Here is a 12,489-nt window from a genome sequence, read left to right as displayed (position 1 = left end):
CTTTCACCGGAGGCGGCCGTCGAGGTGGGTGACGCCCGTGGGGATCGGCGGGATGCCCGCGAGCGTGCACAGGACGTCGGTCCAGATGCTCAGGTGCTCCACGAGGTCGTCGCCGTCAGGGGTCCAGGATGCCCGCATCTCGATCTCGACGGAAGGCTCCTTGTCGGACAACGTACCGAAGCTCTCGGAGACCACCCGGGTGACCGTGCCGCCGAGCGAGCGGTGCGCCGCGCCGCCGGTGTGCAGGGCGTCGGTGAGCCACGACCACCCGACCTCGGACAGCAGGGGGTCGCTCGCCAGCTCGGGCTCGAGGTGGGCGCGGGACAGGGTGACGATGCGCCAGGACCCGTCCCACGCCTCGGGCGCCGCCTCGTCGTGGAGCAGGATGAACCGGCCCGTCGCGAGCGGCTCCTCCTCCATGTCGAGGGAGACCTCGGCGGACAACGCCGCCGAATGGGGCGCGATGCGTTGGGGGGCCGGGATCTCGGACAGGCTGAGTTCGGGTCGAAGTCGCAGGTCGCGCAGTCGACCGACCGCCTCCTCGAACTCCGAGGCGGCGCGGGGCTCTGCGCGGCGAATCGTCACATCGCGCAATGTACGGCCCGCCACCGACAGCCGGTCGCTCCCACGCCGACCCGTGGGAAGATCACCAGGTGATGAGCGCCGGATCCGACCACCGTCCCGACGACCTCGACGACCTCGACCGCACCGGGCCCCCCGCCACCGACAGCCTCCTGGTCCGTGCTGCCCGGGGTGAGCGACTCGACCGGCCACCGGTCTGGTTCATGCGTCAGGCCGGGAGGTCGCTCCCGGAGTACCGCAGGGTCCGCGAGGGGGTGGGGATGCTCGAGTCCTGTCGGCGCCCCGATCTGGTCACCGAGATCACTCTGCAGCCGGTGCGCCGCCACGGCGTGGACGCCGCGATCTTCTTCAGCGACATCGTCGTCCCCCTGTCGGCCGTCGGGGTCGACCTCGACATCGTCGCCGGGGTGGGGCCGGTCGTGGAGCAGCCGATCCGCACGCGCGCCGACCTCGACCGCCTGCCCGAACTGAGCCCCGACATGGTGCCCGACATCACCGAGTCGGTGCGTTCGCTCGTCTCCGAGCTGGGGGCCACCCCGCTGATCGGCTTCGCGGGGGCGCCGTTCACCCTGGCGAGCTACCTGGTCGAGGGCGGCCCGAGTCGCAACCACGAGCGCACCAAGGCCCTCATGCACGGCGACCCCGAGCTGTGGAACGACCTGTGCGCGCGCCTGGCCCAGATCGCGGGGGCGTTCCTCTCGGTGCAGATCGACGCGGGTGCGAGCGCGGTCCAGCTCTTCGACTCCTGGGTGGGGTACCTGTCCCGCCGCGACTACGAGGCGTTCGTGCGCCCCCACTCCGAGACGGTGCTGGCGGCCGTCGAGGGTCGGGTCCCGCGCATCCACTTCGGCGTGGGCACGGGGGAGTTGCTCGGGTCGATGGCCGACGCCGGCGTGGAGGTCATCGGCGTGGACTACCGGGTCTCGCTCACCGACGCCCTCGAACGCACCGGTGGACGCCACGCCCTGCAGGGCAACCTCGACCCCGCTCTGCTGTTCGCCCCCTGGCCGGTCGTGGAGGACGCGGTGCGCCGCATCGTCGAGGAGGGCCGGCAGGCGCCCGGGCACGTCTTCAACCTCGGCCACGGCGTGTTGCCGACGACCGACCCCGACGTGCTCACCCGGGTCGTCGAGCTCGTGCACTCCCTCGGCTGAGGCGCACGCGCGGGTACGACGCGAGAACCGGCTGAACCGCGCGGCGGCGCGCGTGAGGCGCATCGGGCTGCCACGATGACGCGGTGACCGCGGACGCCGCCTACCTCGTCGTCGGTGTGGGACTCCTCCTCGCCGTCGCCCTGCCCACCCTGTTGCAGCGTTGGGCGTTCTCGGCGCCGATGGCGCTGGTGGCGACGGGGCTGCTCGTCGGCGTCCTGCCGCCGTTCGAGACGGCCCGCGTGTCGCCGCTGGAGCATCCGGCCATCACCGAACACGCCGCCGAGCTGTGCATCATCATCGCGCTCATGGGCGTGGGTCTGGCGCTGGACCGCCCGCTCGAACGCACCCGCGCCTCCTGGCGGGCCTGGCGCTCGACGTGGCGGCTGCTCGTCGTCGCGATGCCGCTGTGCATCGCCGGTGTGGCGCTGCTCGGCTGGTGGGTCATGGCCCTGCCGCCCGCCGCTGCGCTGCTCCTCGGCGCGGCCCTGGCGCCGACCGACCCGGTGCTGGCCGCCGACGTGCAGGTGGACGGCCCCACGACCACCGAGGGTGAGCACATCGACGAGCACGACGACGTCCGCTTCGCCCTCACCTCCGAGGGCGGCCTCAACGACGCCCTGGCGTTCCCCTTCGTCTACGCCGCGATCTTCCTCGCCGACAAGGGGCCGGTGACGGAGTGGTGGCTGCGGTGGCTCTCCTGGGAGCTCGTCGGCAAGGTGGCCATCGGGGTCGCCGTGGGATACGTCGGTGGATGGGCCCTCGGGCGGGTCGCCTTCCGGAGCCGTTCCGCGGTGTTCCGGTTCGCCGAACAGGGCGAACCCCTCCTGGCCCTCGCCGGCACCCTGGCGGTCTACGGCCTGACGGAGCTGGTCGGCGGATGGGGCTTCCTCGCGGTCTTCGTCGCCGCGTTGCGGCTGCGGGCCCAGGAACGCCACGACGAGTACCACGGCGTCATGCACGAGATGGTCGAACGCCTCGAACTCCTCCTGACGCTGCTGCTGCTCCTCGCCCTCGGGGTCGCGCTCGGCGACGGGCTGTTGGGCCACCTCACCTGGCAAGGGGCACTGGTGGGCATCGCGCTGGTGTTCTTCATCCGGCCGGTGACGGCGTGGCTCGCCCTGGGCCGTCAGAGTGAGGTGGACCAGGCCGGGAACCAGAGCCTCGGGCCTCGTGAACGTCTCGTCACCGCCTTCTTCGGCGTTCGGGGGATCGGCTCGATCTACTACATCGCCTACGCCCTGCACGAGACCAGCATCGAGAACGCCGAAATCCTGTGGTCGACCGTCGGGTTCACGATCCTCCTGTCGGTCGTCGTGCACGGCATGGCCGCCACACCGGCGATGCGCTGGTTGGAAGCGGCGCGGGAGCAGCCCGCTCACGGCGCGTCGGACCCGGTGTGAAGAATGGGCCCATGACTGACGCCCAGAGCAACGCCGCGAAGATCCGCGCCCTCAACGACTCCATCCGGTACGCCATGTGGTCGGTGTTCCGGGTCTCGACGCCGCTGCCGGCCGAGGACGCCGAGCGCAGTCGTCTCGCCGACGACCTCGAGGGTCTGTGCGAGGCACTGGCCGAGCAGGGTGTCGTCGTCCGCGGGCTCTACGACGTGGCCGGGTTCCGTGCCGACGCCGAGGTCATGGTCTGGTGGCACGCCGAGGAGGTCGAGGCGTTGCAGACCGCGTACAAGACGCTGCGCCGCAGCGAGCTCGGTCGACACCTGGAGCCGGTGTGGTCCCAGGTCGCGCTGCACCGCCCGGCGGAGTTCAACAAGGGTCACGTGCCGGCGTTCATGAAGGAGGAGCAGGCGCGCGCCTACCTCTGCGTCTACCCCTTCGTGCGCAGCTACGACTGGTACGTGCTGCCCGACGAGGAGCGCCGGGAGATGCTCGCCGAGCACGGCCGCATGGCGCGCCCCTACCAGGAGGTGCGGGCCAACACGATCCCGAGCTTCGCCCTGGGCGACTACGAGTGGATGCTGGCCTTCGAGTCCGACAATCTGCCCGACATGGTCGACATGATGCGCGACCTGCGCGCGAGCCGAGCCCGTCTCCACGTGCGTGAGGAGACGCCGTTCTACACCGGCCCCAAGGTCGACGCCGCCACCCTCATCGCCGGCCTGCCGTGAGGCGGCGCGCTCCTCAGGCCTCGGGGGTCAGGCGCATGCTGATGCTGTTGATGCAGTAGCGCTGGTCGGTGGGGGTGTCATAGCCCTCGCCCTCGAACACGTGACCCAGGTGGGAGCCGCAGGCGGCGCAGCGGACCTCCACACGGCGCATCCCGAGGGTGGTGTCCTCGATGTACTCGACCGAGTCGCCGGCCAGCGGGGCGTAGAAGCTGGGCCACCCGCACTGGCTCTCGAACTTGGTGTCGCTGCGGAAGAGTTCGGCGTCGCACGCCCGGCAGCTGTAGACGCCGACGGTCGTGGTGTCGGTGTACTCCCCGATGCCGGGACGCTCCGTGCCGGCCTGGCGCAGGACCTGGTACTCGGCCGGGGTCAGCCGCTCGCGCCACTCGGCGTCGGTGAGCTGGACGGGGTAGGTGCGCGATGTCGGTTCCATGAATCGTTCAACGTCCGCGTCGCCTCGGAGGATTCCCCGGCGGCGCCTACGCTGAGGTCCATGGCCTCCGACGCGGTGACGCTGACCATCCCCGGGCAGGACTCCGCCGAACGCGCCGTCCGGTTGAGCAGTCCCGACAAGGCCGTGTGGCCCGCGGGCGAGGGGTCCGTGGCGATCACCAAACGCGACCTCGCGGACTACGTCCTCGCGGTCGCCGATCCGTTCCTGCGCGCCGCCGGTGATCGACCCGTGACCCTGCAGCGGTTTCGCGGCGGGGTCGAGGGGAGGAGTTCTACAGCAAGAACCCGCCCAAGGGCGTGCCGGAATGGGTGCGCACGGTCATGTGCACCTACCCCTCGGGGCGTTCGCACCCGCAACTGGTCATCGACGAGATCGCCACCGCGATCTGGGCCGTGCAGATGAGCACGGTGACGTTCCACCCCTGGCCCGTGCGCGCCGACGACAACGACCTCGTCGACGAGTTGCGCATCGACCTCGACCCGCAGCCGGGGGTGGGGTTCACCGACGCCGTCGAGGCGGCGCTCGTCCTCCGGGAGCTGATGACCGAACTCGGCCTGGTCGCCCGCGTGAAGACCAGCGGCAACCGCGGTCTGCACGTCTACGCCACCCTGGACCGCACGCACGAGTTCCTCGACGTGCGTCACGGGATCATCGGCATCGCCCGCGAGCTCGAGCGGCGGATCCCCGATCTCGTGACGACGGCCTGGTGGAAGGAGGAACGGGGCGAGCGGATCTTCGTCGACTACAACCAGGCCTGCCGGGATCGCACGATCGCCTCGGCCTACAGCCCCCGGCCGCTGCCGGGGGCGCCGGTGTCCATGCCCGTGCGGTGGGACGACCTGCGTGAGGCGCGGCCGGAGCTGTTCACGGTGCTGACGGTTCCGGGGATCGTCGCCGACCGCGGGGACGCGTGGGCCGACGCCGGTGAGAGCGCCGGGGACGTCGCCCCCGCGCTGGCCCTGTGGGAGGCCGACGTGGCGCGGGGCCTGCCGGAGAAGAACTTCCCCCGGACCACCCCAAGATGCCCGGCGAACCCCCGCGTGTGCAGCCGAGCAAGAAGAACGCGGCCAACTGGGAGGACGACGGCGTCACGCCCCGCGCCTGAGCCGAGGTCGGCCGCCTCAGGCGGTGAGGACCTCGCCGAGGTCGTAGGCGGGGGCCACGTCGGTCTGGCCGAGCGTGCAGGACTGCGGCTCGCGGTCGGGCCGCCACCGCAGGAACGTCACGGCGTGCCGAAAGCGCATGCCCTCCAACTGGTCGAAGGCGACCTCGACGACCCGTTCGGGGCGCAGGGGGACGAAGCTCACGTCCTTGCTCGAGGAGAACCGCGAGCGGTCGGTCTCGGCATGCACCACCTCGCCGCCGTCGTCGCGGACGACCAGGGGCTCGAGCTCGTCGATGAGCTCCAGACGCCGGGCGGCCGTGAACGCCGAGATCCCCCCGACGTTGAACAGCCGGCCCTCGTCGGAGTACAGCCCGAGCAGCAGCGACCCGACGCCCTGCCCGGACTTGTGCACCCGGTATCCCACGAGCACCGCCTCGGCCGTGCGCTTGTGCTTGATCTTGAGCATCGTGCGCTTGCCGGGGGAGTACACCCCGGTGAGCGGCTTGGCCACGACCCCGTCGAGCCCGGCGCCCTCGAACCGGGTGAACCAGTCGCGGGCCTCGTCGGCGTCGCGGGTCGTGCGGGTGAGGTGCACGGGCGACCCGGTGCTGCGGTGGGCGAAGACGTCCTCGAGTCGGCTACGGCGCGTGGCGAACTCGACGTCGAGCAGCGACTCGTCGCCGACGGCCACGAGGTCGAAGGCGATGACCTCCGCCGGGGTCTCGACCGAGAGCTTGCGGATGCGCGACTCGGCCGGGTGGATGCGCTGGGACAACGCCTCCCAGTGCAGGCGTTCGGCGCCGGGTTCGCCTGTGCGCACGACGATCTCGGCGTCGAGGACGCCCTTGTCGGGCAGCAGGTCGAGCAACGGTTCACGCAACTCGGGAAAGTAGCGTGTGAGTGACTTCGAGCCGCGGCTCGCGAGCTCGAGCTCGTCGCCGTCGCGCAGGATGAGCGCCCGGAACCCGTCCCACTTGGGTTCGTACGCCAGCCCACCGGCGACCGAGTCGGGCTCGGGCACGTCGGCGACCGCCTTGGCGAGCATCGGGGCGAGGGGCAGTGGCACGGGGAGGTCCATGCGCTCATTCTCACGGGTGATCGCCGTGGGCGCCGGTCGGCGTGCAGGCGTGCCCTACCAGGCTTCTCCTCGGATGCGGTGTCACCATGGACGGATGAAGTCGGATGGGGTCTCGTGGGTCGGGGTCGCCAAGGTGGCGGGTGCCACCGGAGGTGCCGTGGCTCTCGCGTCGGTGGCCGCGTCGTTCGGCATCGCCTGGTACTTCGCCCGCGTGCTGCTCACGCCCGAGCGTGAGAAGCCCGAGAACACGACGGTGCTCGAGGTGGGCGCGGACACCATCACCCTGCGGCTGGACGCCGAGACGGCGGTCCGCGGCAACTACGGTCTGTGGCTCGACGGCGGCCGCACCCACGTGCGGGTCGGCGACATCCTCGAGATCGACCCCAAGGCGCGGCGCGTCGTGAGGAGTTGGTGCGGGTCGACATCGGCACCCCCGCGCCCGGACCCGCCCGCTGGACCAGCCACATCTTCGTCGGCGATCCGGCCCGGTCGCTCGGCCTGCCCTCGCGCGACGTGATCGTCGACGGTGAACTCGGGCCGCTGCCGGCCTGGGTCGTCGACGCGGGCCCCGAGGCGAGCGGCACGTGGGCCGTGCTCGTCCACGGGCGTGGGGCGATGCGCGAGGAGTGCCTGCGGGCGGTCCCCGTCCTGCACGAGCAGGGCATCACCTGCCTCGTGCCCTCCTACCGCAACGACTCCCTGGCCCCCGCGAGCCCCGACGGGCTCATCGCCCTCGGGCTGACCGAGTGGCGCGACGTGGACGCCTGCATCCGGTACTGCCTGGACCAGGGCGCGAGCGAGGTCGTGCTCTTCGGGTGGTCGATGGGCGGCGCGATCGTCCTGCAGGCGCTCGAGCACTCCGAGCACCGCGACAAGATCCCCGGCATCGTCCTCGACGGCCCGGTCATCGACTGGGTGGAGGTGATCGAGCACCAGGCGCGGCTGCGGCGACTGCCCCGCATGCTCGGCGGCCTGGTGCGGGCTCTGCTCGGAGACCGGTGGGCCTCCCGGCTGCTCGTCGGCGCCGAACAACCCCTCGACCTGGCGACGACGCGGTGGCAGGTTCGCGCCGACGAACTCGACCGGCCGATCCTGCTCATCCACTCCCGTGACGACGACGTCGTCCCCGTGGGGGCGTCGGTGACGCTCGCCGGTTTGCGACCCGACGTCGTGCGCTTCGAGCCGTGGGACGACGCGCGGCACGTCAAGGAGTGGAACGTCGACCCCGACCGCTGGAACGCGGTCGTCGCAGATTTCGTCTCGGGCCTCACGCGGCGGCCCGCCGTTCCGGGCGGCTACTCGTCCGTGACCGAACAGGAGAATCATGGGTAAGAAATCAGAGAAGAAGGCCGAGAGGACGTCGGCGAAGAAGCTGGACAAGAAGGTCGAGAAGAAGGTCGAGAAGAAGGTCGGTCGGCAGTTCGAGAATCAGGTGGCCGAGGCGTTGCGCGTCGGTGAGGGGTTCCGCCTCGCCGACGTGGACACCTCTGCCACACCGGCGTTCGAGGGCGGCAAGGCCGAGGCCGAGGTCGCGATGGCGGTCTGCGCGGCGGAGGTCGCCGAACTGCAGGAGCGTCTGTACGCGGCCTCCCGCGGTGGCGACACGAGGTCGGTCCTCTTGGTGATCCAGGGCATGGACACCTCGGGCAAGGGCGGCATCATGCGGCACGTGGTCGGCCTGCTCGACCCTCAGGGCGTGTCGATCACGGCCTTCAAGAAGCCGACCGCGCAGGAGCGGCGCCACCCCTTCCTCTGGCGGATCCGTCAGGCGCTGCCCGAGCCCGGCATGATCGGCGTGTTCGACCGCTCCCACTACGAGGACGTCCTCGTGGCCCGGGTCGACGGCCTCGTGCCGGCCTCGACGTGGCGCCGCCGGTATTCGCAGATCCGCACCTTCGAGAAGTCACTGACCGACTCCGGTACGACGATCGTCAAGGTCATGCTCCACATCGGCTCGCAGGAGCAGAAGGAGCGGCTGGGCGAGCGCCTGGACCGGCCGGACAAGTACTGGAAGTACAACCCGGGCGACGTCGATGTGCGCCTGAACTGGGACGCCTACCAGGAGGCGTACGCGGAGGCGCTGCTCAAGACCTCCACGGACACCGCGCTCTGGTACGTCGTCCCCGCGGACCGCAAGTGGTATGCGCGCCTGGCGGTGCAGCAACTGCTGCTCGGCGCCCTGCGGGAGGTGGACCCGCAGTGGCCGCCGGCCGACTTCGACGTCGAGGTCGAGAAGGCGCGGCTCGCCGAGAGCTGATCGGTGTCAGCCGGACACGACGCAGGGGCGTCGCACCGCACGGTGCGACGCCCCTGTCGTGTCGGATCGACCCGGGAACGGGCGGCCTCACTCCTGGCCGGAGGACCCGCCGTCGGCCTTCTCGTGCTCCTTGGCGCGGGCGGCGCGCTCTGCCGCCTTCTCGGTGAGCTCGGGCGAGCGCTCGGACTCGTCGGCGTCCGCGATGAGTTCGGCCTCGCGCTCGGCCTCCTCGGCGTCCTCCTCGAGCACGTCGCGCTCGATGGGCCGGCTCTTGACGACGACCATCGAGCGGGAGCCGACGGTGAGGGTCTCGCCGGAGGCCAGCAGCGCCGTGGTCGGGTCGGGGATGCCGGTCGGGAGCTGGGTGTCGACGACCTTCTCCCACTCCACGTCGGCGATGACGTCGGGGACGACGAAGTCGACGTCCTCGTGGTGGGCGTTGAACATCATGACGAAGTCGTCGTCCTTGATGCGCTGGCCCAGGGGACCCGGCTCGGGGATGGCGTCGCCGTTGAGCAGGACGGCCAGGGTGCGGGCGTAGCCGGTCTGCCAGTCCTCCTCGGTCATCTCGCTGCCCTGGGTGCCGAACCACACGATGTCGCCGACCTCGGAGCGACCGCCGTGGTCGGCGTTGCCCTGGAAGAACCGGCGGCGCCGGAAGACCGGGTGGTCCTGGCGCAGCTGGACCACGTGGCGGGAGAAGTCGAACAGGCTCTGCTGTTCGCGGCCGAGATCCCAGTCGATCCAGGAGATGGCGTTGTCCTGGCAGTAGACGTTGTTGTTGCCGCCCTGGGTGCGGCCGAGTTCGTCGCCGTGGGCGATCATCGGCACACCCTGGCTGACCAGCAGCGTCGTCATGTAGTTGCGGATCTGCCGCAGCCGCAGCGCCCGGATGTCGGGGTCGTCGGTCGGACCCTCGACCCCGTGGTTCCAGGAGCGGTTGTGGCTCTCGCCGTCGTTGCCGTCCTCGCCGTTTGCCGCGTTGTGCTTCTCGTTGTAGGAGACGAGGTCGCGCAGCGTGAAACCGTCGTGGGCGATGATGAAGTTGATCGAGGCGATGGGGCGACGCCCGTTGTGCTCGTACAGGTCCGAGGAGCCCGACAGGCGCGAGGCGAACTCGGCCAGGCCGGCCGCCTCACCACGCCAGTAGTCGCGCACGGTGTCGCGGTAACGCCCGTTCCACTCGGTCCACAGCGGGGGAAGTTGCCGACCTGGTAGCCGCCGTCGCCGAGGTCCCAGGGCTCGGCGATGAGCTTGACCTGGCTGATGACCGGGTCCTGCTGGATGAGGTCGAAGAACGCCGAGAGCTTGTCGACCTCGTGGAACTGGCGGGCCAGCGTGGCGGCGAGGTCGAAGCGGAAGCCGTCGACGTGCATCTCGGTGACCCAGTACCGCAGGGAGTCCATGATGAGCTGCAGCACGTGCGGGTTACGCATGAGCAGCGAGTTTCCGGTGCCGGTCGTGTCGTAGTAGTGGTCCTTGGCGTCGTCGACGAGGCGGTAGTACGCCGAGTTGTCGATGCCGCGGAAGCACAGCGTCGGGCCGTACTCGTTGCCCTCGGCGGTGTGGTTGTAGACGACGTCGAGGATGACCTCGATGTCGGCCTCGTGCAGGGCCTTGACCATCGCCTTGAACTCGGTGACCTGCTGGCCCTGGGTGCCGGTGGCCGCGTACTCGTTGTGCGGGGCGAGGAACCCGATCGTGTTGTAGCCCCAGTAGTTGCGCAGACCCTTCTCCTGCAGGTGCGTGTCCTGGACGAACTGGTGCACGGGCAGCAGTTCGATGGCGGTCACGCCCAACTCGGTCAGGTGCTCGATGATCGCCGGGTGTGCGATGGCCGCGTAGGTACCGCGGATCTCCTCGGGGATGTCGGGGTGGGTCATCGTCAGGCCCTTGACGTGGGCCTCGTAGATGACCGACTCGTGGTACTCGTGACGCGGCGGGCGGTCGTGACCCCAGTCGAAGAACGGGTTGACGACGACCGAGAGCATCGTGTGGCCGAGGGAGTCGGCGTCGTTGAACGAGCTCACGTCGCCGAAGGTGTAGGAGAACAGGGCCTCGTCGCCGGTGACCTGCCCGTCGATGGCCTTGGCGTACGGGTCGAGCAGGAGCTTGGCGGGGTTGCACCGATGCCCGTTGGTCGGGTCGTAGGGCCCGTGCACCCGGTAGCCGTAGCGCTGGCCGGGCTGCAGGTTGGGCACGTAGCCGTGCCACACGTAGCCGTCGACCTCGGTGAGTTCGAGACGCGTCTCCGTGCCGTCCTCGCTGACGAGACAGAGCTCGACGCGGTCGGCGATCTCCGAGAACAGCGCGAAGTTCACCCCGGATCCGTCGTAGGTGGCGCCGAGGGGGTAGGCGGTTCCTGGCCAGATGTCCATAGGTCCTTCTTGTTCTTCGTGCTTCGGTGTTCTTCGGTCAGGGGTCGGGGCGGGCATGAGACCCGCGCGAGGAGAACGTTATCGCCCAGCACCGACGACCGTCCTCGCGCGCCACCGTCGTCGTCGACGGGCGCTGCGGCCCAGGACGAGTCTGCCTCATCGGCGGGGAGGAGCCCGCCTCGGCGACGAGGCGGTGGACCGGGCGGTGACCTCGCCCCACCGGCGAGGACACGCGCGCGGCGGCCCGGTTGGACTCCGGCGTGCGGCATCGGTTACTGTCTTCGAGCACGCTGCGGGAGACCGGAGGGGCACCACCGGAGAACGGATGGTGAACTCACCGGATCACGCAGAAGCACGAGCAGTACACATGCGGACGTGGCTCAGTTGGTAGAGCATCACCTTGCCAAGGTGAGGGTCGCGGGTTCGAGTCCCGTCGTCCGCTCGGAGGATCGCCTCCCTCGGAAGGCATGTCATCCGGCCTTCGTGGTGGAGTGGCCGAGAGGCGAGGCAACGGCCTGCAAAGCCGTGTACACGGGTTCAAATCCCGTCTCCACCTCTCAGAAGCGTCTCGTGCGCTTCGTCGGGCGATTGGCGCAGCGGTAGCGCGCTTCCTTGACACGGAAGAGGTCACTGGTTCAAACCCAGTATCGCCCACCAGAGGTATGAGGCCCCTGACCAGCGGAAACGCTCGGTCAGGGGCCTTTGTCATGCCTGGGACCGCTCGGCACTCGAACCTCTGGTCGTGATCCGGGCCGGGATGGGACACTGGCCTCACGCGAGAGGAGGTCGACCCGATGAGCGTCGTCGAACCGTTGTCCGTCCTGACGATGCACGAGTGGGACGACCTCGTCGTGCCCGAGGAGCAGCGGGACATCGAACTGGTGCAGGGGGTGCCGGTCGTGTCACCGGGGGAGTCACTGGGCAACCGTCGCGTGTGCGACAACGTGTACTTCGAGCTTCGCCGCGCCTGTCCGGCCGGCATGGGGCCGGTCTCCGAACTGCACCTGAGCCTCTCCGGCGACCCACGGCCCACGGTCCGGCGGCCCGACGTGATGGTCCTGGCCGGCGACGCCCCGCCGGAGGCGACCCGCATCGCGGCCCGGCACGTTCTGCTCGCCGTCGAGGTCGTCTCCCCGACCTCCGGTGAACGCGACTGGATCACCAAGCCACGCGAGTACGCCCGCGCCGGGATCCCCGCCATGCTCGTCGTCGACCCCGGTCGCCCCGCGATGGCGCTGCTCACCGGCCCGGGTCTCGGCTGCTACGGGGAGCGCACCACCGGTGACCGGCTCACCTGGACCTCGCCCCACGGCGACATCGAGCTCGTCCTGGCCGACTTCCTGGCCTGATCGACGG

11 protein-coding genes, 3 tRNA genes and 2 pseudogenes are annotated in these 12,489 nt (G+C 70.3%); 12 read left to right on the top strand and 4 right to left on the bottom strand.

Annotated features, from left to right (window positions below; translation table 11 throughout):
- Positions 1-3 precede the first annotated feature (3 nt).
- The gene (locus tag QQK49_RS08650; protein ID WP_284303563.1) at positions 4-585 is read right to left on the bottom strand and encodes a DUF3000 domain-containing protein; all 582 of its coding nucleotides are present in this window, start codon (positions 583-585) and stop codon (positions 4-6) included.
- Between the two features lie 71 nt (positions 586-656).
- Between QQK49_RS08650 and hemE the strand changes: the two genes are divergently transcribed.
- The 3 genes from hemE to hemQ all read left to right on the top strand — a co-directional run bounded on the left by hemE (position 657) and on the right by hemQ (position 3,861).
- The gene (hemE, locus tag QQK49_RS08645; protein ID WP_284303562.1) at positions 657-1,736 is read left to right on the top strand and encodes a uroporphyrinogen decarboxylase; all 1,080 of its coding nucleotides are present in this window, start codon (positions 657-659) and stop codon (positions 1,734-1,736) included.
- A gap of 83 nt (positions 1,737-1,819) precedes the next feature.
- On the top strand, positions 1,820-3,136 hold the full coding sequence (locus QQK49_RS08640) for a cation:proton antiporter (RefSeq protein WP_284303561.1): 1,317 nt from the start codon (positions 1,820-1,822) through the stop codon (positions 3,134-3,136).
- Between the two features lie 11 nt (positions 3,137-3,147).
- Positions 3,148-3,861: a hydrogen peroxide-dependent heme synthase gene (gene hemQ / locus QQK49_RS08635; RefSeq protein ID WP_284303560.1), complete on the top strand. Its 714-nt coding sequence runs from the start codon at positions 3,148-3,150 to the stop codon at positions 3,859-3,861.
- A 13-nt stretch (positions 3,862-3,874) separates the two neighbouring features.
- On the opposite strand, the gene msrB is transcribed toward hemQ, so the two are convergent.
- Positions 3,875-4,294 (bottom strand): peptide-methionine (R)-S-oxide reductase MsrB, encoded by a 420-nt coding sequence (msrB, locus tag QQK49_RS08630; protein WP_284303559.1) that lies wholly within the window; start codon positions 4,292-4,294, stop codon positions 3,875-3,877.
- 60 nt (positions 4,295-4,354) lie between these two features.
- Between msrB and QQK49_RS08625 the strand changes: the two are divergent.
- A pseudogene (locus tag QQK49_RS08625) lies at positions 4,355-5,169 on the top strand (DNA polymerase domain-containing protein); the annotation flags it as partial.
- A gap of 107 nt (positions 5,170-5,276) precedes the next feature.
- A complete protein-coding gene (locus tag QQK49_RS23235; RefSeq protein WP_431310521.1) occupies positions 5,277-5,420 on the top strand; it encodes a hypothetical protein in 144 nt (47 codons plus the stop codon).
- Positions 5,421-5,436: 16 nt separating this feature from the next.
- On the opposite strand, the gene QQK49_RS08620 is transcribed toward QQK49_RS23235, so the two are convergent.
- Positions 5,437-6,498 carry an ATP-dependent DNA ligase gene (locus QQK49_RS08620; protein ID WP_284303558.1) on the bottom strand — a complete coding sequence of 354 codons (1,062 nt, stop codon included), beginning with the start codon at positions 6,496-6,498 and terminating at the stop codon, positions 5,437-5,439.
- Positions 6,499-6,592: 94 nt separating this feature from the next.
- Between QQK49_RS08620 and QQK49_RS08615 the strand changes: the two genes are divergently transcribed.
- Genes QQK49_RS08615 through QQK49_RS08605 form a run of 3 tightly spaced genes read left to right on the top strand, consistent with a single transcriptional unit; the run spans position 6,593 to position 8,755 of the window.
- The gene (locus QQK49_RS08615) at positions 6,593-7,015 is read left to right on the top strand and encodes a DUF8805 domain-containing protein (RefSeq protein WP_284303557.1); all 423 of its coding nucleotides are present in this window, start codon (positions 6,593-6,595) and stop codon (positions 7,013-7,015) included.
- Complete coding sequence (locus tag QQK49_RS08610) at positions 6,910-7,830, top strand: alpha/beta hydrolase family protein (protein WP_284303556.1); 921 nt, start codon at positions 6,910-6,912, stop codon at positions 7,828-7,830. The genes QQK49_RS08615 and QQK49_RS08610 overlap by 106 nt, the downstream gene beginning before the upstream one ends.
- A complete protein-coding gene (locus QQK49_RS08605; RefSeq protein WP_284303555.1) occupies positions 7,823-8,755 on the top strand; it encodes a PPK2 family polyphosphate kinase in 933 nt (310 codons plus the stop codon). Before QQK49_RS08610 ends, QQK49_RS08605 begins: the two co-directional genes overlap by 8 nt.
- Before the next feature lie 87 nt (positions 8,756-8,842).
- On the opposite strand, the pseudogene glgX reads toward QQK49_RS08605, so the two are convergent.
- A pseudogene (gene glgX / locus QQK49_RS08600) lies at positions 8,843-11,133 on the bottom strand (glycogen debranching protein GlgX).
- 369 nt (positions 11,134-11,502) lie between these two features.
- Between glgX and QQK49_RS08595 the strand changes: the two are divergent.
- The 4 genes from QQK49_RS08595 to QQK49_RS08580 all read left to right on the top strand — a co-directional run bounded on the left by QQK49_RS08595 (position 11,503) and on the right by QQK49_RS08580 (position 12,482).
- A tRNA-Gly gene (locus QQK49_RS08595) sits at positions 11,503-11,575 on the top strand.
- 43 nt (positions 11,576-11,618) lie between these two features.
- Positions 11,619-11,689: transfer RNA gene (locus tag QQK49_RS08590), tRNA-Cys, on the top strand.
- 26 nt (positions 11,690-11,715) lie between these two features.
- Positions 11,716-11,790, top strand: a tRNA-Val gene (locus QQK49_RS08585).
- 137 nt (positions 11,791-11,927) lie between these two features.
- Complete coding sequence (locus QQK49_RS08580; RefSeq protein WP_284303554.1) at positions 11,928-12,482, top strand: Uma2 family endonuclease; 555 nt, start codon at positions 11,928-11,930, stop codon at positions 12,480-12,482.
- The last annotated feature ends 7 nt before the right edge of the window (positions 12,483-12,489 follow it).

The organism is Mobilicoccus caccae, from assembly GCF_030161635.1.
Lineage (GTDB): Bacteria > Actinomycetota > Actinomycetes > Actinomycetales > Dermatophilaceae > Mobilicoccus > Mobilicoccus caccae.
This window is presented reverse-complemented; position numbering and strand designations above follow the sequence as displayed.

Excerpts from the sequence above, each read along its gene's own strand:
- msrB (WP_284303559.1), bottom strand. The coding sequence starts at position 4,294 with ATGGAACCGACATCGCGCACCTACCCCGTCCAGCTCACCGACGCCGAG.
- QQK49_RS08605 (WP_284303555.1), top strand. The coding sequence starts at position 7,823 with ATGGGTAAGAAATCAGAGAAGAAGGCCGAGAGGACGTCGGCGAAGAAG.
- hemQ (WP_284303560.1), top strand. The coding sequence starts at position 3,148 with ATGACTGACGCCCAGAGCAACGCCGCGAAGATCCGCGCCCTCAACGAC.
- hemE (WP_284303562.1), top strand. The coding sequence starts at position 657 with ATGAGCGCCGGATCCGACCACCGTCCCGACGACCTCGACGACCTCGAC.
- QQK49_RS08615 (WP_284303557.1), top strand. The coding sequence starts at position 6,593 with ATGAAGTCGGATGGGGTCTCGTGGGTCGGGGTCGCCAAGGTGGCGGGT.
- QQK49_RS08580 (WP_284303554.1), top strand. The coding sequence starts at position 11,928 with ATGAGCGTCGTCGAACCGTTGTCCGTCCTGACGATGCACGAGTGGGAC.
- QQK49_RS08620 (WP_284303558.1), bottom strand. The coding sequence starts at position 6,498 with ATGGACCTCCCCGTGCCACTGCCCCTCGCCCCGATGCTCGCCAAGGCG.